This is a genomic window from Microbacterium oxydans (assembly GCF_026559675.1).
Lineage (GTDB): Bacteria > Actinomycetota > Actinomycetes > Actinomycetales > Microbacteriaceae > Microbacterium > Microbacterium oxydans_D.
Genome location: NZ_CP092891.1, coordinates 2,031,898 through 2,051,749 on the forward strand (window position 1 = coordinate 2,031,898; position 19,852 = coordinate 2,051,749).

The window sequence follows — 19,852 nt, forward strand, 5'->3', positions numbered from 1 at the left end:
TCAGCGCGTCCGCTCGACGGAGATCACGGCGCCCGGGTTGAGGATGTCCGCCGGATCGAGTTCGCGTTTGATCGCCCGGAGGATGCGGATGCCGGTGTCGCCGATCTCCTGCTCCAGCCAGGCGGCATGGTCACGGCCGACCGCGTGGTGATGGCTGATGGTGCCGCCGTTCGCGAGGATCGCGTCGTTCACGCGTGACTTGACCGGACCCCACACCGCGAGCGGATCGGCACGGATGCCGGCGAGCACGGTGAAGTACAGCGACGCTCCCGTGGGATAGATGTGCGACACGTGGCACATCACGTACGAGCGGGCCCCGGCCTCAGCGAACCCCTCCTTGAGGGCGGACTCGACGGCGGTACGCAGCTCGAGCAGGTTCGACCAGGTCGTCGCGGTCTCGAGCGTCTCGCAGAACACTCCGGCGTCCAGCAGCGAGTCGCGCAGGTACGGGCCGTCGAAGCGACCCTGCAGCCACTCCTCCGCCGCGCCCTCGCCGGCCGACGTGCCGCCGGCAGCCGACAGCAGCGCACCGGTACGGGCACGACGCTCGGCGATCCCCTCGCCCTCGTACACGGTCACGACACTGGCGCCCTTCGCGAGCGCCTTGCCGATCTTGCCGACCTGAGCCAGACTCACGGCGGTCTCCGCCTCGTCGGACAGACGGATGACGGTGGGTCCGGCGCCCTGCTGCGCCACGCTTCGCAGTCCCGCGGCTCCGGCGGCGAAGTCCGGGAACGACCACGACTCGAACACACGCTCCCGCGGGATCGGATGCACGCGCACGCGCACCTCGGTGATCACGCCGAAGATGCCCTCCGAGCCGAGGAACACCCGGATCAGGTCAGGACCGGCGGCGGAGCCGGGTGAGCGCCCGAGCTCGATGTCGCCGGTCGGCGTCGCGACGCGGATCCCGGTGACCATCGTGTCGAAGCGCCCGTTGCCCGCGGAGTTCTGGCCGGAGGAGCGCGCCGCAGCGAAGCCGCCGATGGTCGCGTACCGGAAGCTCTGCGGGTAGTGACCGAGTTCGAGGCCGTGAGCCGCGAGCAGCGACTCGGCCTCCGGTCCCGTGGTGCCGGCCGCGAGCACCGCTTCTCCGCTGATCTCGTCGAGGCGGATCAGCCCGCTCAGGCGGCGCAGGTCGAGGCTCACGACCGCGTGCTGGTCTCCCCTCTCCGGGTCCAGCGCCCCGACGACGCTCGTGCCGCCGCCGAAGGGGATGACCGCGACACCGCGCCGGCCCGCGACGTCGAGACAGGCGCGGACCTCGTCGTGGTTCGCGGGACGGATCACGGCGTCCGGGACGTCCTGCTCCCGCTGTCGTCGGCGGAGGAGATCGGGAGTCGAACGTCCGCCGGCATGGCGGATGCGCCCCTCCGCGGTGACATCCACGTGCTGCGGGCCGACAGCGTTGCGGAACACCACGAGGTCGTCGTCACTCAGCGTCGAAGGCGTCACCCGCACCTGGGCGAGCTCCACCGCGGGCTCGGGCTTGCGGATGCGTCCGAGCAGCAGGGGCAGCAGTGTGCGTACCGCCAGCGGCAGGCCCTTCGCCTTGTCCGGGTCTCCCCAGCCGTTCCACCTCATCGACGGGTCGGCATCGACCCTGCCATTGTCTTGGCCCATGCGTTACAGTGTGACACATCATGGAAGAACGTCAACCTCTCTGGGACGCCACCCAGGCGCGCATCCTCGACGCCGCCGACACCCTGATCGAACGTCGCGGCGTCCACGGGGTGACGATCGCCGAGCTCGCACGCCGCTCCGAACTCAGCCGCCCCACGATCTACCGCAGCTGGAGCGACGCCGACGACGTGGTCCGCGCTGCACTCCTCCGCCGGGTCGACGGCATCCTGAGCACGTTCTCCGCCGACGCACGCACCCGCACCGCGCTCGTCGACGACGTGCTGCGCTTCACCACGCTCTTCCGCAAGGATCCGGTGTACGCGCGGCTGCTCGACGACGAGCCGGAGGCCTTCACGCGCTACACGCTGCAGCGCGTCGGATCGAGTCAGCGCTTGATCCTGCGATGGCTGGCGACCGCCATCGACTCCGCGCAGGCGGACGGATCGGTCAGACCGGGGGCGCCGCAGGAGATCGCGGTCATGCTGATGCTCATCGCGCAGTCCGCGGTCCTCTCGCACGGCACGGTGGCCGACCTCATCTCCGAGTCCGCATGGGAGCGGGAGCTGCGCGCCGCGCTCGACGGGCTGCTGCGCCCATGAGCACGCCGTCATCCGCGCTCAACGTCGCGCGTCGGAGGACCGATCTGACCCTCGCCGCCGACGAGCGGACGGACGTCCTCGTCATCGGCGGGGGCATCACCGGCGCGGGTGTGGCGCTCGACGCCGCCTCTCGCGGCCTCAGCGTGACGCTGATCGAGGCGGAGGACCTCGCCTTCGGCACCAGTCGCTTCAGCTCGAAGCTCGTGCACGGCGGGCTGCGGTACCTCGCGACGGGCGACGTCGCCACCGCGAAGGAGAGCGCGCGGGAGCGGCACCTGCTCATGACGACGATCGCTCCGCACCTGATCCGACCGCTCGGACAGCTGCTGCCCTTCAGCCGCGGCGTCACGCTGCGCCAGCGGGTGGCGGGCGCAGCCGGCATGGGGCTCGGCGACCTGCTGCGGATGCGGGCGCACACGCCCCGGGCGGTGCTGCCCGCGCCCCGGATCGTCTCCGCTCGGGTGGCGACCCGGCTGGCGCCCGCCCTCGACTCCCGCGGCCTCCGGGGCGGCATGCTGTCCTACGACGGACAGCTGGTCGACGACGCCCGGCTCGTGGCCACCGTGGCACGGACCGCTGCGGCGCGCGGTGCGCGCATCCTCACCAGGGTCCGTGCGGTCGCGCTGCGGGGCGACGGGGCGACCGCCGAGGACGTGCTCACCGGAGAGCGGTTCGAGATCGCCGCCCGCTCCGTGATCAACGCCACCGGGGTATGGGCCGGCTCGCTCGACGAGGCCATCCGCGTGCGTCCCAGTCGCGGCACCCACATCGTGCTCGACGCCGCCGATCTGGGTTCGCCGACGGCGGCGCTCACCATTCCCCATGAAGGGTCGATCAGTCGCTACGTCTTCGCGCTCCCGCAGGCGCACGGTCGGGTGATCGTCGGTCTCACGGATGAGGACGCCCCGGGAGCCGTACCCCGTGTGGCGCAGCCGACCGGACCGGAGATCGAGTTCCTGCTGCGAAGCCTCAACCGGGTGATCACGACACCGATCCGACGCGATCAGGTGCGCGGCGCGTTCGCGGGCCTGCGCCCTCTCGTCGACAGCGGGTCGGACGCCACGGCCGACGTCTCGCGACGACACCTCGTGGCGGTCTCCGATGCGGGTTTCGTGACGGTGCTCGGCGGGAAGCTGACGACGTATCGGCGGATGGCCGAGGATGCGGTGGATCTCGCCTCGGAGGTGCGTGGACTGCAGGCGGCCCCCAGTCGCACCGCCGCGCTGCGCCTCGTCGACCGCGACGTCCCCACCATGAGTGAGGTGCTCGACGACGCGACGGGGCTGACCCGCGCGGAGGTCGAGTTCGCCGTCCGGGTCGAGGGCGCCGTGACGGCTGAGGACGTGCTCGACCGGCGCACCCGCGTCGGGCTCGTCGACGCCGATCGGGACCGGTGTCTTCCGGCCGTCGAGGCGGTCGTCGCGCGCACCCTCGCCGACGTCGGCTGAGCCGGCCACGCGGCCGTTCCGCGTCGCCCCGTATCCACGGCGCGGCGTCCCGGGGAACGATCGGCGAACAGCGCATGAAATCCCCCGGTCGATGCTCTCCTCCGTCGTCCTCGCACGCCATCACCCTGCACAGTGGTGTCATGGACATGCTCTTCACGATGCTGGGCGGCAAGGGGATGTCGGGGCTGCTGAAGACCGGCACGGCGATCCTCACCACTCTCCTGGTCCTCCCCGCGCTGCTCAAGCTCTTCGTCGTCACGGTCGACGAGGGGTGGGCCGCGATCCGGACCCGCAACGGCAAGCCGATCATCCGCAATCGTCCGCAGCGACGCCCGACCAACCGCGGCGGCGCCGTCGGCGAGGTCGTCGTCCTCGACCCCGGGTCGCACGGCGCGTTCCCGCTGTTCTACTGGTACCGCCTCATCGACGTCCGCTGCCGCGCGACCGACCTGCCCGCCCGTGAGATGTCCGGTGCGAGCGGACACCAGCATCGCGTGCACGCGTCGTTCGAGTGGCGCCCCATACCCACCGGTCGGGATCTCCGGGTGTTCGAGCTCGACGTCGTCAACGTCAAGGAACGCGCCTCCAACATCGTCGGCGCAGCGTTGAGAGACGTGATCCGAGGACTCGACGGGACAGAGCTCCCGCACAACGACGAGATCAATACGCGCGTGATCGCCGCCAGCGCCGACGAGGTCCGCCGGGCCTGCGGCGTCGAGCTCGTGCGCGTGATGGTCACCGGAGACGCGCTCACGGATGGCTACCTGCTGTCCACCGCGCTCCGGGACGTGGACCGCGGAGCGCAGGCCGTCGCCGCCCTGCACGCCCTGAACTGACGGGCCCGCGCTTCGCGTCCTGCGGTCAGCGCCGCTCGTGCAGCGGAAGCTCGATCGTCCCGGTCTCGCCGGCGTGGCGAGCCTTCGGGATGCGGGTCCCGAGCACCTGCGACACGATGTCCTGGGCGATCTTCGGCGCCGTCAGCCCGGCGTCGGCGAGGATCTGGTCGCGGGAGGCATGGTCGATGAACTCGTCCGGCAGCCCGAGCTCGTCCACGGCCGTGTCGATGCCCGCCTCGCGGAGGACCTGACGCACGCGTGTGCCGATGCCGCCGACGCGGATGCCGTCCTCGAGGGTGATCACGAGGCGGTGGTGCCGGGCCAGCTCGACGATCGACGCCTGCACCGGGATCGCCCAGCGCGGGTCGATCACGGTCGCACCGATCCCCTGCGCGCGGAGCCGATCGGCGACGTCGAGGGCGAGCTCGGCGAACGGACCGATGGCGACGATGAGCACGTCCTCGGACTCACCGCGGGCGAGCACGTCGACCCCGTCGCCCAGACGTTCGATCGCGGGGAGATCGGCGGAGACCTCGCCCTTCGGGAACCGGATGACGGTCGGCGCGTCGTCGACGGCCACGGCCTCCTCCAGCGCCTCGGTCAGGCGTGCGCCGTCCCGAGGAGCGGCGATGCGGATGTGCGGGACGATCTGCAGCATCGCGAGGTCCCACATGCCGTGGTGACTGGGCCCGTCGGGTCCCGTGACGCCGGCGCGGTCGAGCACGAAGGTGACTCCGGCGCGATGCAGGGCGACGTCCATCAGCACCTGGTCGAAGGCGCGCCCCATGAACGTGGCGTACAGCGCGACGACGGGGTGCAGGCCGCCGTAGGCCAGTCCCGCGGCGGATGCCACGGCGTGCTGCTCGGCGATACCGACGTCGTAGACCCGATCCGGGAACCGCTCGGCGAACGGCGCCAGTCCGGTCGGACGCAGCATGGCCGCGGTCATCGCGATCACGTCGTTCCGTCGCTCCCCCACCGAGACCAGGGCGTCGGAGAACACGTCCGTCCATCCGCGTCCGCCGGAGGACAGCGTCTCCCCGGTGGTCGGGTCGATCTTGCCGACGGCGTGGAACTGATCGGCCTCGTCGTCGCGGGCCGGCTGGTACCCCCGACCCTTCTCGGTGATCGTGTGCACGATGACCGGCGCGCCGTAGGACTTCGCGAGCTCCAGCGTCTCGAGGAGCGCCGGGAGGTCGTGCCCGTCGACCGGACCGAGGTACTTGATGTCGAGGTTGGAGTACAGCGCCTCGTTGTTCGTGAACCGCGAGAGGAAGCCGTGCGTGCCGCCACGGACGCCGCGGAACACCGCACGCCCTACGGGACCGAACGCACGGAACAGACGGTCGGAGCGCTGGTGGAGGTCCTTGTACGCCGCCGCGGTGCGCACGCGGTTGAGGTACCGCGACATGCCGCCGATCGTCGGCGCGTAGGAGCGACCGTTGTCGTTGACGACGATGACCAGGTTGCGGTCGTTGTCGTCGGAGATGTTGTTCAGCGCCTCCCAGGTCATCCCGCCCGTCAGCGCACCGTCGCCGACGACGGCGACCACATGGCGGTCCGCACGGCCCGTCGCCGTCAGCGCCCGGGAGATGCCGTCCGCCCAGCTGAGCGAGCTGGAGGCGTGCGACGACTCCACCACATCGTGGTCGCTCTCGCCGCGCTGCGGGTAGCCGGCGAGGCCACCGCGCACGCGCAGGGCGGAGAAGTCCTGCCGCCCCGTGAGGAGCTTGTGCACGTAGGACTGGTGTCCGGTGTCGAAGATGAAGGGGTCATCCGGGGAGGAGAACACCCGGTGCAGGGCGATCGTCAGCTCGACGACACCCAGGTTGGGGCCGAGGTGGCCACCCGTCCTGGACACGTTCTCGACCAGGAACGTGCGGATCTCCGCAGCGAGCTCGGTCAGCTGGTCGGTCGAGAGTGCATCAAGATCACGGGGTCCTGAGATGCTCGGAAGAATGGGCATCTGCACCTCCTCACAGGCTCCGTCAGAAGCGCCCGACGACGGTGCGAGCGCCCCTCGATCCTACCCCGCCGCGCTCCGAGAGCACGGTGAATCGGCACCCCTTGACACGAAGGGGCGGCACGATGAAGGGGCCCGGATCCGAAGACCCGAGCCCCTTCATCCGTGCGATCAGACCAGCGAACGCAGCACGTACTGCAGGATGCCGCCGTTGCGGTAGTAGTCCGCCTCACCGGGGGTGTCGATGCGGACGACCGCGTCGAACTCGATCGGCTGCTTGCCCTCGGGCGAGTTCTCGCTCGGAGTGGCCGTGACCTTGACGGTCTTCGGCGTCACGCCGTTGTTGAGCTCCTCGAGGCCCGTGATCGAGACGACCTCGGTACCGTCGAGACCCAGCGACTCCCAGCTCTCACCGGCGGGGAACTGCAGCGGGACGACGCCCATGCCGATCAGGTTCGAGCGGTGGATGCGCTCGAAGCTCTCGGTGATGACCGCCTTGACGCCCAGCAGGCTCGTGCCCTTGGCCGCCCAGTCGCGCGACGAGCCGGAGCCGTACTCCTTGCCACCGAAGATGACGAGGGGCGTGCCCTGCTCCTGGTAGTTCATGCTCGCGTCGTAGATGTACGACTGCGGGCCACCGGGCTGCGTGAAGTCGCGGGTGAAGCCACCCTCGACGACCTGTCCGTCGTTGACGGCCGCGACCATCGCGTTCTTGAGACGGATGTTGGCGAAGGTGCCGCGGATCATGACCTCGTGGTTGCCGCGACGTGAGCCGAAGGAGTTGAAGTCCTTGCGGTCGACGCCGTGCTCCGTGAGGTACTGGGCCGCAGGCGTGCCGGCCTTGATGTTTCCGGCGGGCGAGATGTGGTCGGTGGTGACCGAGTCGCCCAGGGTCGCCATGACGCGCGCACCCTCGATGTTCTTCACCGGGGTGAGCTCCATCGTCATGCCCTCGAAGTACGGCGCCTTGCGGACGTAGGTCGAGTTCTCGTCCCACTGGAAGATCGCGTCATCCGGGGTGGGCAGGCTGCGCCAGCGCTCGTCACCGTCGAAGACGGTCGCGTACTGCTTGATGAACTGCTCGCGCGAGATCGACGAGTCGACGAGCTCCTGCACCTCGGCCGGGGTCGGCCAGATGTCCTTCAGGAAGACGTCTTCGCCGTCGGTGCCCTTGCCCAGCGCGTCGTTCTCGAAGTCGAAGTGCATCGATCCGGCCAGCGCGTAGGCGATGACCAGCGGCGGGCTGGCGAGGTAGTTCATCTTCACGTCGGGGCTGATGCGACCCTCGAAGTTGCGGTTACCCGAGAGGACCGCGGTGACGGCGAGGTCGTGCGAGTTGATCGCCTCCGACACCTCTTCGATCAGCGGGCCCGAGTTGCCGATGCAGATCGTGCAGCCGTAGCCGACGGTGTAGAAGCCGAGGCCCTCGAGGTCCTTGTCGAGACCGGACTTCTCGTAGTAGTCGGTGACGACCTTCGAGCCCGGGCCGAGCGTGGTCTTGACCCACGGCTTCTGCTTCAGGCCCTTCTCGAGTGCCTTGCGTGCGACGAGACCGGCGGCGATCATGACCGACGGGTTCGACGTGTTGGTGCACGAGGTGATGGCGGCCAGCGTGACGGCGCCGTTGTCGAGGATGTACTTCTCCCCCGACGGCGTCGTGACCGGCACGGGCTTCGAGGCGTTCGCCGGTGCGCCGCTGTTGATGTGCACCGGACGCGTGGTGGGCTCTTCGTCGCCGGGTGCCTGTCCGGGGTCGGAGGCCGGGAAGGAGTGCTTCGATTCGAGGTCGACGATCGAGTCCGAGGTCGATGCCGTCGCGTAGCTCAGGATGTCCTGCTCGAACTGCGACTTCGCCTCGGAGAGGAGGATGCGGTCCTGCGGGCGCTTCGGGCCGGCGATCGACGGCACGACGGTGCCGAGGTCGAGCTCGAGGTACTCGCTGAACGTGGGCTCGTGCGCGGCGTCGTGCCAGAGCTTCTGCTCCTTGGCGTAAGCCTCGACCAGCGCGACGGCCTCTTCGCTGCGGCCGGTGAGGCGCAGGTAGTCGAGGGTCACGTCGTCGATCGGGAAGATCGCGGCCGTGGAACCGAACTCCGGCGACATGTTGCCGATGGTGGCGCGGTTCGCGAGGGGCACGGATGCGACGCCCTCGCCGTAGAACTCGACGAACTTGCCGACCACACCGTGCTTGCGCAGCTGGTCGGTGATCGTGAGCACGACGTCGGTCGCGGTGACGCCGGCCGGGATCTCGCCCGAGAGCTTGAAGCCGACGACGCGCGGGATGAGCATCGACACGGGCTGCCCGAGCATCGCGGCCTCGGCCTCGATGCCGCCGACGCCCCAGCCCAGCACGCCGAGGCCGTTGACCATCGTGGTGTGCGAGTCGGTGCCGACGCAGGTGTCGGGGTATGCCCGCAGCACACCGTCGACGTCGCGGTCGTAGATGACCTTGGCCAGGTGCTCGATGTTCACCTGGTGGACGATGCCGGTCCCCGGGGGGACGACCTTGAAGTCGCTGAACGCCGTCTGGCCCCAGCGCAGGAACTGGTAGCGCTCGCCGTTGCGCTCGTACTCGATCTCGACGTTGCGCTCGAGGGCGTTCTCCGAACCGAACAGGTCGGCGATGACGGAGTGGTCGATGACCATCTCGGCGGGCGAGAGCGGGTTGATCTTGTTCGCGTCGCCGCCCAGAGCCGTGACGGCCTCGCGCATGGTGGCGAGGTCGACGATGCAGGGGACGCCGGTGAAGTCCTGCATGACCACGCGGGCCGGCGTGAACTGGATCTCGGTGTTGGGTTCCGCCGCAGCATCCCACGAACCCAGCGCCTCGATCTGCGCCTTCGTCACGTTCGCGCCGTCCTCGGTGCGAAGCAGGTTCTCCAGGAGGACCTTGAGACTGAAGGGGAGCTTCTCGAAACCGGGCACCGTGTCGATGCGGAAGATCTCGTAGTCGGTGCTGCCGACTGTCAGGGTGCTCTTGGCACCGAAGCTGTTCACCGTGGACACGATTCCGTCTCCTTCTATTCGGATGGGAGCGACAGGCGCCTCCATCTTGCTCGCCAGCGAGCCCCTGCGGCTAGCAAGGCGGACCTAACCAGTCTGCTCCGCGCAGCTCACCGGCGAAAGCCTGCGATTTATCTTGATGTCAAGATAAATCTATCACGCCTCGGGAGCGTCCTCGCGCGCAGGTTCGCGCGGGTGGAGCGCGCGGACCACCAGCCAGGTGACGGCGATGAGGGGCGCGAACAGCGGCAGCCCCATGATGAGCTTGAGCGTGCCGAGGGCGGTGACGTCACCCGCGAGGTACAGCGGCAGCTGCACCGCCAGGCGCGCGAAGAACAGCGCCGCCCAGGCGATTCCGAGCCAGAAGTAGGCGCGGCGCTTGCGGCGGTCGCTCCGCCAGCTGGTGCCCTCCCCCATCAGGAATCCGACCGCGAGGCCGATCAGCGACCAGCCGACCAGCGCGGACACGAGGATGACCGATCCGTAGACGGCGTTCGTGATGAGACCCGGCACGAAGTTGTCGGCGCCGCGACCCGTCCACAGGGCCAGGGCGGCCGCGGCGACGGCCGCGATGAGGCCGCCGAGCGCCGCGGAGGGCGGAGACTTCTGGACCAGCCGGACGATCGTGAAGAGCGCGGCGATGCCCACCGAGATCCCCAGCGACAGGATCAGCGGCTCGGGACGGATCGTGAAGAGGATGACGAAGGCGAGGCTGGGCAGGACCGACTCGAAGATGCCGCGCCAGCCGCCCATGGCCGACCACACCACCTTGTGCGTGGTCGCGCTCTCGCTGGGGTCGAGACCGGCGCGGCGCGCGGCACTGCCGAGTGCCTCCCCGAGGATCTCGGAGGTGCGCTTCTCGCGTTCCGCTTCTGGCTCGGGCGTGGTCACGCGGAGCCCGGGGTCGCCGGCATCTTCAGCGGGATCAGGTCCCTCGGCGGCATGGGGGCGCCGCCGCGGACGACGACGATCGAGCGGAACAGGTCCTCGACCTTCGCACCCGCCTCCGGGTCGGACGCTCCGGCTCCGCCGATGACACCGCGGAGGAACCAGCGCGGACCGTCGATGCCGATGAAGCGTGCGAGGCGCAGGCCGGAGCCTTCACTGGCCGCGGCGGGGACCTCGGCGAGGAGCTCCTTGCCGAGCGGCCCCTCGCGCTCCTCGACCCGACCGCCCTGAGCTTTCACCTGGTCGCGCAGCTGCACGCGCGTCTCGTCCCACAGGCCGCCCGTGCGCGGGGCGGCGAAGGGCTGCACCTGGAGCGACGAGTCGGCGTAGTCGAGGCCGACCGCGACGATGCGCTTGGACTGCTCCTCGACCTCGAGGCGCAGGTTCAGGCCCTCGCGGGGCAGGATCTTGATTCCCCCCAGGTCGATGTACGGGCGGACCGGGTTCGCCTCGGAATCGTCGAAGGGACCATCGGTGGCGCGGTTCACCGGCGCCGACTTCGAAGGAGTCTCGTTGTTGTCTGTCATTTGGTCTGCCCTGCTTCGTTCTGCGTGAGCCCCGCCTGGTATCCGGTGGAGCCGAATCCGCCGGCACCACGGACGCTGTCGGGCAGCTCGTCGACCGGGAGGAACGTGGCACGTGTCACCGGCATGATGATCAGCTGCGCGATGCGATCGCCGACCGCCACATCGTACGCGCTGTGGATGTCGGTGTTGATCAGACTCACCTTGATCTCGCCCCGGTACCCCGCGTCCACCGTGCCGGGCGAGTTCACGATCGAGATCCCGTGCTTGGCGGCGAGACCGCTGCGCGGGACCACGAAGGCGGCATACCCGTCGGGCAGCGCGATGCGGACTCCCGTGGCCACGAGAGCGCGCTCACCGGGCTCCAGGCGCACGGCCTCGGCCGCCACCAGATCGGCGCCGGCATCGCCCGGATGCGCGTACCCGGGCACCACTGCGGCGATAATGGGGACATCAACGGAATCGGTCACCCCATGAGGCTAATGCAGAACCCCGCAACAGACGCACGTCCCCGCTACCGCGAAAGACTCGCTCCGAGCCTCTGGCTGCTCGTGACGGTCGCGGTGGCAGGACCGATGGTGTCACTCGTCTTCGTGCCGATCGGTTCGACCGTCGCACTCGCGCTCGGCGCCGCGGTGTCCGCGCTCCTGGTGCTGGGCTTCATCGCCGCCACGCCCGTCGTCTCCGTCGACGGCACCGTCCTTCGCGCCGGCCGCGCCCACATCGATGCGCGGTTCCTCGGAGAACCGGTCGCGCTGACCGGTGAGGACGCCCGCCAGGCCCGTGGCCCCGGGCTCCCCGCGCGAGGATGGCACCTGATCCGCGGCGGGATCGACGGCGTCGTCGTCGTCCCGAACCTCGACCAGGACGATCCCGTGGAGGCGTGGACGATCTCCACCCGCACGCCCGACCGTCTGGCCGCCGCCATCCGCGCCGCACGCGGCTGAGCATTCCCGCCGCACGCGGCCGAGCATTCCCGCCGCACGCGGCCGAGCGCCCGCACCCCACGCGGCCGCGCATCCGCACATCCCCGCAGACGACAGCGCGCCCCTGACCGGAACGGTCGGGGGCGCGTGATACGTCGCTCGGAGGACTGCTTACGCAGCGCACTCCTTGCAGATGGGCCCGGATGCGCCCTCGTGGTCGAGCTGCGAGCGGTGCTTCACGAGGAAGCAGCTCATGCACGTGAACTCGTCCTGCTGCGCGGGCAGCACGACGACATCGAGCTCGAGGTCGGAGAGGTCGGCACCCGGGAGGTCGAAGCTCGACGGGTTGTCGGAGTCCTCGTCCCCGCTTGAGCCGGAGAGCTTGTCCGGCACACGCTCCTTGAGGGCTTCGATCGACTCGGAGTCGTCTTCGCTCTTTCGGGGGGCGTCGTAATCGGTTGCCATGCGGTAGATCTCCACTTTCATGGTGCGAGTGGGTGGTGCGCCGTCGGGTATTCGGCGGCCATAGTTTGCACGACCCGAAGGCATAACGCAAATGCTCGTCCGTGCGACAGAGCAAACTCACGGCACGCCCAGGGTATTCCCGGTCCGAGCGCCCCTCGCGTGACACCATGAACGCACACCCATCAGAGGGGCATTCGCATGGAAAACGTCACCATCGTCGGCACAGAAGCAGGAGTCCTCGTACTCGCGACCGAGTCGGGCGAGCGGTTCGCGCTGCCCATCGACGACATGCTGCAGCGCGAGATCCGTCGCGCCACCCGCCAGGCCGAGCCGACCGCGCAGAAGCTCGCGGCCAGCCCGCGCGACATCCAGGCGCAGATCCGCGCAGGGCTCACGGCCCCCGAGGTCGCCGAGCTGCTCGGGATCAGCGTCGAGGACGTGGCGCGATTCGAGGGACCGGTCCTCGCCGAGCGCGAGCACATCATCGGGCAGGCGCTCGCCGTGCCCGTGCTCATCGGGAGCGAGGTCGAACCCGACGCGCAGCCGACGTTCGGGGTCGCCGTCCGCGCCAAACTCGCCGAGATCGAGGCCACGTCGGAGCGCTGGGCGAGTTGGAAGGAGGACTCCGGCTGGACCGTCAAGCTCGAGTTCACCGCCAACGACGTCGAGCACGACGCCCGCTGGAGCTTCGACCCGCGCCGCAGCGCGCTCTCGCCCCTGAACGCGGACGCCACCCAGCTCTCCCGCCAGGGCTCCCTCCCGGAGGGGCTGATCCCGCGCCTGCGCGCCGTCGAGGCCGACCGCCTCACATCGCCGTACAAGGACGAGAGCCGATTCGACTCCGGAGCCTTCGGGCCGCGTCTGCTCCCCGCGCCGGACGGCGAGTTCGAGGACCCGTCGCTGCCGGAGCGCTCCGACGTCGCCGCGCAGGACGCCGCGATCAAGCGTGCGCCCTCTTCGCAGACCACGAACCCGGAGACCGCCGACCTGCTGGAGGCTCTCCGCCGCCGCCGAGGACAGCGCGAGACGGCACCCCTGCTGGACGAGGACGAGGACTCCGAGCGCCCCGAACCGAGTCCGATCTCTCTCTTCGAGGTGTTCGAGCAGTCCGACGACGAGCCGGAGCCTCCGCAGGCCCCCGCTCCCGCAGCGGCACCCTCGGACTCCGCCGACACGAGTGGTCGGCGGCGGCGTCGGAACGCCATGCCGTCGTGGGACGAGATCGTGTTCGGAGCCCGCACCGACGAGTGACGGTCTGCTCGCCCACACCGGGTCCCGGCACGGGCGCAGGCTTCAGCGCGCGAAGGCTCCGAGCCGGATCACCGGCACCTGCCGCTCCTCGGCGGTGAGCGCACCGTGCTGGCCCACCATGCCCCGTCCGCGCTGGTCGGCCGCCGTCCCGTCGTAGATCGCCCAGGCACCGCGGGCGATCGCCATCACATCGCCGATCCGTGATGCGGCCGCCGCCGTGACGGTCGGCCCGAACAGGCCGTGCTCGATCGCTTCCGCGCGCGTGACCACATCCGCCACGCCTTCCAGGTCCGCGCGCCAGCGGGCCAGCGCCGCGGCACCGTCCGCCTCGGGGTCGAGATGCACGTGGAGCATGCGAGGCTCACCGCCCACGTGGCGGACATCCGCGAGGTGCTCCTCCTCGAGGATCACCTGACGGTTGACGGGGACATCGACCATGCCGTGGTCCGAGGTGACGAGCACGCCCACACCGGGTGGGACGCGTGCGGCGAGTGCGGCATCGACCTCTTCCAACGCGGCCACCCACTCACCCGAGGCCACCCCGTGCTTGTGCCCGGCCTTGTCGACCTCGGGAAGATAGCAGTAGACGAGCGAACCCGGATGGGTGTGCGCGAGCTCATACGCGAGCTGGACGCGCTCCGTCGCCGTCGCCGCGGAAGAGAACCGGGCTCCACGCAGCGTCGCCTTCGTGAAGCCGCTGTGCGCGTACGCCGCCAGACCGACGGCGAAGCTCTCGTGACCCTTCGCGTCGAGACGCTCGAAGATGGTGGCTGCGGGCTGCCAGGTGAGCGGATCCAGGCCGTCCGTCTCCCATCCGCTCAGCTGGTTGACGAGCACGTCGCGGCTCGCGTCGAGCACCCGGTAGCCGACGAGGCCGTGCTCACCGGGCCAGACCCCCGTGAGGATGCTGGTCAGCGCCGCTGCGGTGGTCGACGGGAAGACGGACGTCGCGACATCCTTCTTCGTCATCCCGGCCGTCAGGGAGCGCGCGTGCCCGGCGTGTCCGCGGAGACTGATCGCCCCGAGCCCGTCGATCACGACCAGCACGACCGATTCCGCACGCGGCAGCACCTCGGACTGGCCGCGGAGCGCGGCGAACAGGTCGTCCGCCACCCCGACGACGCTCCGGGCGCTCGCGGGTGCGGACGGTAGCATGAGGGACATCCGAGCCAGTCTGACACAGGCTCCCGTACGCCCTCAGGAAGTCCATGCCGAAAACCCCGCCGCCCGAGCCTGTCGAGGAGCGCATCCAGGACATCGATCTCTCGACGGAGATGCAGGGCTCGTTCCTGGAGTACGCCTATTCGGTGATCTACTCCCGCGCGCTGCCCGATGCGCGCGACGGACTGAAGCCCGTGCAGCGCCGCATCCTCTACCAGATGGCGGAGATGGGCCTGCGGCCCGATCGCGGTCATGTCAAGAGCGCGCGCGTCGTCGGCGAGGTGATGGGAAAGCTCCACCCGCACGGAGACTCCGCGATATACGACGCACTCGTGCGCCTCGCGCAGGAGTGGGCGCTGCGTGTGCCCCTGGTCGACGGTCACGGCAACTTCGGCTCCCTCGATGACGGCCCCGCTGCAGCGCGTTACACCGAGGCGCGGCTCGCGGCGGCCGCCCTGGCCCTCACCGAGAACCTCGACGAGGACGTCGTCGACTTCATCCCGAACTACGACGGTCAGTTCCAGCAGCCCGCCGTCCTGCCCGCCGCCTTCCCGAACCTCCTGGTCAACGGCGCCAGCGGCATCGCGGTCGGCATGGCGACCAACATGGCACCGCACAACCTCATCGAGGTCGTGGCGGCGGCGACGCACCTGCTCGAGAACCCGGACGCCACGACCGAGGACCTGATGGAGTTCGTGCCCGGTCCCGACTTCCCCTCGGGCGGCATCCTGATGGGTCTGGACGGCGTCAAGGACGCGTACACGAACGGACGCGGCGCCCTCAAGGTCCGCGGCAAGACGTCGATCGAGCCGCTCGGTCCTCGCCGCACCGGAATCATCGTCTCGGAGCTGCCGTACATGGTGGGCCCCGAGCGTCTGATCGAGAAGATCCGTGACGCGGTGCAGGCCAAGAAGCTGCAGGGCATCAGCGACGTCACCGACCTCACCGACCGCAATCACGGTCTGCGCGTCGCGATCGGCGTGAAGACCGGATTCGACCCGAACGCCGTGCTCGAGCAGCTGTACCGCCTCACGCCGCTGGAGGACTCCTTCAGCATCAACAACGTGGCCCTGGTCGACGGCCAGCCGCGCACCCTCGGGCTCAAGGAGATGCTGAGCGTCTACGTGGGTCACCGCCTCGAGGTGATCACGCGCCGCAGCCGCTACCGTCTCGTCCGTCGGGAAGAGCGTCTGCACCTCGTCGAGGGGCTGCTCATCGCGATCCTCGACATCGACGAGGTCATCCAGGTCATCCGCTCGTCCGACGACTCGGAGCAGGCCCGCACGCGTCTGCGCTCCGTCTTCGACCTGAGCGAGCTGCAGGCGGAGTACATCCTCGAGCTGCGGCTTCGTCGCCTGACCAAGTTCTCCCGCATCGAGCTGGAGAGCGAGCGCGACGCGCTGCTGGCGGAGATCGCCGCGCTCCGCGAACTGCTCGGGAGCCCCGTGCTGCTCCGCGCCGCGGTCGCCCGCGAGCTGGATGCCGCGGCCGATGCCTACGGCACCCCGCGGCGCACGCTGCTCATGAACGCCGCTCCCCCGAAGCCACGAGCGACCAAGGGAGCGGTCGACCTGCAGATCGCCGACGCGCCGACCGTCCTCGTGCTCTCGACCACCGGCCGCGCCGTGCGCGTCGACCTCGGCGAGGGCCAGGAGCTGACCGTCCCGGCTCGCCGCAGCAAGCACGACGCCATCCTCACGACGGTCGAGACCACGGTCCGCGCCGAGCTCGGTGCGCTGACGAACCTCGGCCGTGTCGTGCGCTTCTCGCCCGTCGATCTCCCGTCCGTGCCCTCCACCTCGGTGCAGCTGGCCGCGGGGACTCCGCTGCGCGACTACCTCGGCATCACCGCCAAGGGTGAGCGGATCCTCGGCTTCGTGCGGTTCGACAGCGAGACGCCGATCGCACTCGGCACGGCCCAGGGCACGGTCAAGCGCATCGTCCCGTCCACCCTCCCCGTGCGTCCTGACCTCGAGGTCATCGGCATGAAGCCCGGCGACACCGTCGTCGGTGCGGCCGAGGCTCCGGACGACGCCGAGCTCGTGTTCGTCACGACGGATGCGCAGCTGCTGCACTTCGCCGCCTCGTCGGTCCGCCCCCAGGGCGCCCCCGCGGGCGGCATGGCCGGCATCAAGCTCGGCTCCGGCGCGTCGGTCCTGTTCTTCGGCGTCGTGGACCCGGCGGTCGAGGCCGTCGTGGCCACGGTCTCCGGTGCCGACAGCGCCCTCCCCGGAACCGAGCCGGGACGCGCCAAGGTGACGTCGTTCACGGAGTACCCGGCGAAGGGCCGCGCCACCGGCGGTGTGCGCGCACACGCCTTCCTGAAGGGCGAGGACCGTCTCACGGTCGCCTGGGTCGGTCCGAACCCGCCGCAGGCCGTGGACCCGACCGGCGCGGTGCGCAAGCTCCCCGAGGTCGGCGCGCGCCGCGACGCCTCCGGTCAGCCCGTCGAGGGCGTCATCGGATCCATCGGCCGCACGATCGTCTGATCGCGGAGCGGAACGACGACCGCTCGAACGAAGAGAGCCGGCCCGCTATCGACCGGGCCGGCTCTCTTCATCTCCTCGGACTCACGCGTCGATGGATTCGCGGGAGAGCCGGTCGGAGGAGTCGATGATGAACTCGCGGCGCGGGGCGACCTCGTTGCCCATGAGCAGCTCGAACACGCGGCCGGCGGCCTCGGCATCCTCCATGCGCACGCGGCGCAGGAGTCGCCCGGAGCGGTCCATGGTCGTGTTCGCCAGCTGCTCCGCGTCCATCTCACCGAGACCCTTGTAGCGCTGGATCGGCTCGTGCCAGCGCTTGCCCGCCTTGCGGAGCTTCGTCAGCAGCGCGTGCATCTCCTGCTCGCTGTAGGTGTAGATCGTCTCGTTCGGCTTGGACCCGGGGTTCATCACGATCACGCGGTGCAGCGGCGGGACCGCGGCGAACACACGGCCGTGCTCGATCAGCGGTCGCATGTAGCGGAAGAAGAGCGTCAGCAGCAGCGTGCGGATGTGTGCGCCGTCGACGTCGGCGTCGCTCATCAGGATCACCTTGCCGTAGCGCGCCGCATCGATGTCGAAGGTGCGCCCGGAGCCGGCGCCGATCACCTGGATGATCGACGCGCACTCGGCGTTCGACAGCATGTCGCCGACCGAGGCCTTCTGCACGTTGAGGATCTTCCCTCGGATCGGGAGCAGCGCCTGGAACTCGCTGTTACGCGCGTTCTTGGCGGTGCCGAGAGCCGAGTCGCCCTCCACGATGAAGAGCTCGCTGCGCTCGACCTCGTTCGTGCGGCAGTCGACGAGCTTGGTCGGCAGCGTCGAGGACTCCAGGGCGTTCTTGCGACGCTGGGTCTCCTTGTGCGCACGCGCCGAGACGCGTGCCTTCATCTCGGAGACGATCTTGTCCAGCAGCTGCGTGGCCTGGTTCTTGTCGTCGCGCTTGGTCGAGCTGAACCGCTGCGCCAGGTCCTTGCGGATCACCTGCGCCACGATCTGACGAACAGCCGGAGTGCCCAGCACCTCCTTGGTCTGGCCTTCGAACTGCGGTTCGGGCACGTTGACGGTCAGCACCGCCGTCAGCCCGGCCAGGACGTCGTCCTTCTCGAGCTTGTCGTTGCCGACCTTCAGACGACGCGCGTTCTGCTCGACCTGGGTCCGCAGCACCTTCAGGAGCTCCTGCTCGAAGCCCTGCTGATGCGTCCCGCCCTTGGGCGTCGCGATGATGTTCACGAACGAGCGGACGCGGGTGTCGTAGCCGGTCCCCCAGCGCAGGGCGATGTCGACGGCGCACACGCGCTCGACCTCCGTGGCGATCATGTGCCCGTCGGCCTGCAGCACCGGCACGGTCTCCTTGAAGGTTCCCTCGCCCTGGATCCGCCACGTGTCCGTGACGGGAGGATCGATCGCGAGGTAGTCCACGAACTCGGAGATGCCGCCCTCGTACAGGTACGAGGTCTCGTCGGTCCCGACGACGGTCGTCTCGCCATCGGAGTCCGGGACCGGGACGACCTGTCCCGCCGCCCGCGCATCCTTGACGACGATCTCGAGTCCGGGGACGAGGAAGGCGGTCTGGCGCGCACGCGTCTCGAGCTCCGAGAGCTGGAACGCGGCGTCTTTGGTGAAGATCTGCCGGTCGGCCCAGTAGCGCACGCGGGTTCCGGTGACGCCACGCGGCGCCTTGCCGATGACGCGCAGCTCGCTGTTCTCCTCGAACGGCGTGAACGGCGCGTCCGGGCGCTTCTCCCCCGAGTCCGTGAAGATGCCGGGCTCGCCGCGGTGGAACGACATGGCGTAGGTCTTGCCGCCGCGATCGACCTCGACGTCGAGACGCTCCGACAACGCGTTCACGACGGAGGCGCCGACGCCGTGCAGACCGCCGGATGCCGCGTAGGAGCCGCCGCCGAACTTTCCACCGGCGTGCAGCTTGGTGTAGACCACCTCGACGCCGGTCAGGCCGGTGCGCGGCTCGACGTCGACGGGGATGCCGCGACCGAGGTCGTGCACCTCGACGCTGCCGTCGGCGTGCAGGATGACGTCGATCTTCGTGCCGTTGCCGGCGACGGCCTCGTCGACGGAGTTGTCGATGATCTCCCAGAGGCAGTGCATGAGGCCCGGCGAACCGTTCGACCCGATGTACATGCCCGGGCGCTTGCGGACAGCTTCGAGCCCCTCAAGCACCTGGAGATGATGGGCGGAATACTCGGCATTCACAATCTCCGAGTCTATTCTCGACAGACGCTCTCCAGCCGCAGACACTCCCCACGGATGGCCACGGGAGGCTCACCGCGTACGCGCTGAGCGAAACACGCCGCAAACCGGGCATGCGTACAGGTGGGGCGTGGTTGTATTGACCAAATCCCCCAAGCGAAGCCGACACCCGAGGAGGCACCGAGATGAACGCAACGACCGAACGTGACACCTCCACCGTCGAGTTCCGTCTGACGGCCATGGATCGCTGCGATTCCTGTGGCGCTCAGGCGTACATCGCTGCCGAGGTGAACGGCTCCGAGCTTCTGTTCTGCGCCCACCACGGCCGCAAGTACGAAGAGAAGCTCCGCAGCATCGCCACCAGCTGGCACGACGAGACCGCCCGTCTCGTCGAGACGGTCTGATCGTCTG

At 69.6% G+C, this 19,852-nt stretch carries 16 protein-coding genes; 7 read left to right on the top strand and 9 right to left on the bottom strand.

Annotated elements, in window-relative coordinates; genetic code table 11:
- Positions 1-1,623: an FAD-binding oxidoreductase gene (locus tag MME74_RS09725; RefSeq protein WP_267414685.1), complete on the bottom strand. Its 1,623-nt coding sequence runs from the start codon at positions 1,621-1,623 to the stop codon at positions 1-3.
- A gap of 20 nt (positions 1,624-1,643) precedes the next feature.
- On the opposite strand from MME74_RS09725, the gene MME74_RS09730 reads away from it, so the two are divergent.
- The 3 genes from MME74_RS09730 (at position 1,644) to MME74_RS09740 (ending at position 4,506) form a co-directional block, all read left to right on the top strand.
- Positions 1,644-2,222, top strand: a complete 579-nt coding sequence (locus MME74_RS09730; protein ID WP_267414686.1) for a TetR/AcrR family transcriptional regulator — start codon at positions 1,644-1,646, stop codon at positions 2,220-2,222.
- Positions 2,219-3,670 carry a glycerol-3-phosphate dehydrogenase/oxidase gene (locus MME74_RS09735; RefSeq protein ID WP_267414688.1) on the top strand — a complete coding sequence of 484 codons (1,452 nt, stop codon included), beginning with the start codon at positions 2,219-2,221 and terminating at the stop codon, positions 3,668-3,670. Before MME74_RS09730 ends, MME74_RS09735 begins: the two co-directional genes overlap by 4 nt.
- A gap of 140 nt (positions 3,671-3,810) precedes the next feature.
- Positions 3,811-4,506, top strand: coding sequence for an SPFH domain-containing protein (locus MME74_RS09740; RefSeq protein ID WP_267414690.1), 696 nt, complete (start codon positions 3,811-3,813; stop codon positions 4,504-4,506).
- Positions 4,507-4,531: 25 nt separating this feature from the next.
- Here the strand turns inward: MME74_RS09740 and dxs are convergent, their stop codons facing one another.
- From dxs to dut, 5 genes are all read right to left on the bottom strand, one after another.
- Positions 4,532-6,472, bottom strand: coding sequence for a 1-deoxy-D-xylulose-5-phosphate synthase (gene dxs / locus MME74_RS09745; protein ID WP_267414692.1), 1,941 nt, complete (start codon positions 6,470-6,472; stop codon positions 4,532-4,534).
- Between the two features lie 168 nt (positions 6,473-6,640).
- Positions 6,641-9,475: an aconitate hydratase gene (locus MME74_RS09750; RefSeq protein ID WP_324170108.1), complete on the bottom strand. Its 2,835-nt coding sequence runs from the start codon at positions 9,473-9,475 to the stop codon at positions 6,641-6,643.
- Between the two features lie 153 nt (positions 9,476-9,628).
- Entirely contained in the window at positions 9,629-10,363 is a 735-nt protein-coding gene (locus MME74_RS09755; protein WP_267414696.1) for a DUF3159 domain-containing protein, read from the bottom strand.
- Entirely contained in the window at positions 10,360-10,947 is a 588-nt protein-coding gene (locus MME74_RS09760; RefSeq protein WP_267414698.1) for a DUF3710 domain-containing protein, read from the bottom strand. The genes MME74_RS09755 and MME74_RS09760 overlap by 4 nt, the downstream gene beginning before the upstream one ends.
- Entirely contained in the window at positions 10,944-11,414 is a 471-nt protein-coding gene (gene dut, locus MME74_RS09765) for a dUTP diphosphatase (protein ID WP_267414700.1), read from the bottom strand. Before dut ends, MME74_RS09760 begins: the two co-directional genes overlap by 4 nt.
- 12 nt (positions 11,415-11,426) lie before the next feature.
- On the opposite strand from dut, the gene MME74_RS09770 reads away from it, so the two are divergent.
- Complete coding sequence (locus tag MME74_RS09770; protein WP_267414702.1) at positions 11,427-11,891, top strand: DUF3093 domain-containing protein; 465 nt, start codon at positions 11,427-11,429, stop codon at positions 11,889-11,891.
- Positions 11,892-12,041: 150 nt separating this feature from the next.
- On the opposite strand, the gene MME74_RS09775 is transcribed toward MME74_RS09770, so the two are convergent.
- Positions 12,042-12,335, bottom strand: a complete 294-nt coding sequence (locus MME74_RS09775) for a DUF4193 domain-containing protein (protein ID WP_029259298.1) — start codon at positions 12,333-12,335, stop codon at positions 12,042-12,044.
- 198 nt (positions 12,336-12,533) lie between these two features.
- On the opposite strand from MME74_RS09775, the gene sepH reads away from it, so the two are divergent.
- Positions 12,534-13,586 carry a septation protein SepH gene (sepH, locus tag MME74_RS09780; protein WP_267414731.1) on the top strand — a complete coding sequence of 351 codons (1,053 nt, stop codon included), beginning with the start codon at positions 12,534-12,536 and terminating at the stop codon, positions 13,584-13,586.
- Positions 13,587-13,628: 42 nt separating this feature from the next.
- On the opposite strand, the gene MME74_RS09785 is transcribed toward sepH, so the two are convergent.
- Positions 13,629-14,750, bottom strand: a complete 1,122-nt coding sequence (locus MME74_RS09785) for an alkaline phosphatase family protein (RefSeq protein ID WP_267414733.1) — start codon at positions 14,748-14,750, stop codon at positions 13,629-13,631.
- Positions 14,751-14,794: 44 nt separating this feature from the next.
- Between MME74_RS09785 and MME74_RS09790 the strand changes: the two genes are divergently transcribed.
- A complete protein-coding gene (locus tag MME74_RS09790) occupies positions 14,795-17,236 on the top strand; it encodes a DNA gyrase/topoisomerase IV subunit A (protein WP_267414734.1) in 2,442 nt (813 codons plus the stop codon).
- An 81-nt stretch (positions 17,237-17,317) separates the two neighbouring features.
- Here MME74_RS09790 and MME74_RS09795 read toward each other — a convergent pair whose 3' ends face one another.
- Positions 17,318-19,444 carry a DNA gyrase/topoisomerase IV subunit B gene (locus MME74_RS09795; RefSeq protein WP_416383309.1) on the bottom strand — a complete coding sequence of 709 codons (2,127 nt, stop codon included), beginning with the start codon at positions 19,442-19,444 and terminating at the stop codon, positions 17,318-17,320.
- A gap of 182 nt (positions 19,445-19,626) precedes the next feature.
- On the opposite strand from MME74_RS09795, the gene MME74_RS09800 reads away from it, so the two are divergent.
- Complete coding sequence (locus MME74_RS09800; protein WP_021200689.1) at positions 19,627-19,845, top strand: DUF7455 domain-containing protein; 219 nt, start codon at positions 19,627-19,629, stop codon at positions 19,843-19,845.
- The last annotated feature ends 7 nt before the right edge of the window (positions 19,846-19,852 follow it).

What these genes read in the sequence shown, in the direction of transcription:
- MME74_RS09740 (WP_267414690.1), top strand. Translation starts at nt 3,811, where the DNA reads ATGGACATGCTCTTCACGATGCTGGGCGGCAAGGGGATGTCGGGGCTG.
- MME74_RS09735 (WP_267414688.1), top strand. Translation starts at nt 2,219, where the DNA reads ATGAGCACGCCGTCATCCGCGCTCAACGTCGCGCGTCGGAGGACCGAT.
- MME74_RS09770 (WP_267414702.1), top strand. Translation starts at nt 11,427, where the DNA reads ATGCAGAACCCCGCAACAGACGCACGTCCCCGCTACCGCGAAAGACTC.
- MME74_RS09760 (WP_267414698.1), bottom strand. Translation starts at nt 10,947, where the DNA reads ATGACAGACAACAACGAGACTCCTTCGAAGTCGGCGCCGGTGAACCGC.
- MME74_RS09800 (WP_021200689.1), top strand. Translation starts at nt 19,627, where the DNA reads ATGAACGCAACGACCGAACGTGACACCTCCACCGTCGAGTTCCGTCTG.
- MME74_RS09790 (WP_267414734.1), top strand. Translation starts at nt 14,795, where the DNA reads ATGCCGAAAACCCCGCCGCCCGAGCCTGTCGAGGAGCGCATCCAGGAC.
- MME74_RS09775 (WP_029259298.1), bottom strand. Translation starts at nt 12,335, where the DNA reads ATGGCAACCGATTACGACGCCCCCCGAAAGAGCGAAGACGACTCCGAG.
- MME74_RS09730 (WP_267414686.1), top strand. Translation starts at nt 1,644, where the DNA reads ATGGAAGAACGTCAACCTCTCTGGGACGCCACCCAGGCGCGCATCCTC.
- MME74_RS09725 (WP_267414685.1), bottom strand. Translation starts at nt 1,623, where the DNA reads ATGGGCCAAGACAATGGCAGGGTCGATGCCGACCCGTCGATGAGGTGG.
- sepH (WP_267414731.1), top strand. Translation starts at nt 12,534, where the DNA reads ATGGAAAACGTCACCATCGTCGGCACAGAAGCAGGAGTCCTCGTACTC.
- MME74_RS09785 (WP_267414733.1), bottom strand. Translation starts at nt 14,750, where the DNA reads ATGTCCCTCATGCTACCGTCCGCACCCGCGAGCGCCCGGAGCGTCGTC.
- dxs (WP_267414692.1), bottom strand. Translation starts at nt 6,472, where the DNA reads ATGCCCATTCTTCCGAGCATCTCAGGACCCCGTGATCTTGATGCACTC.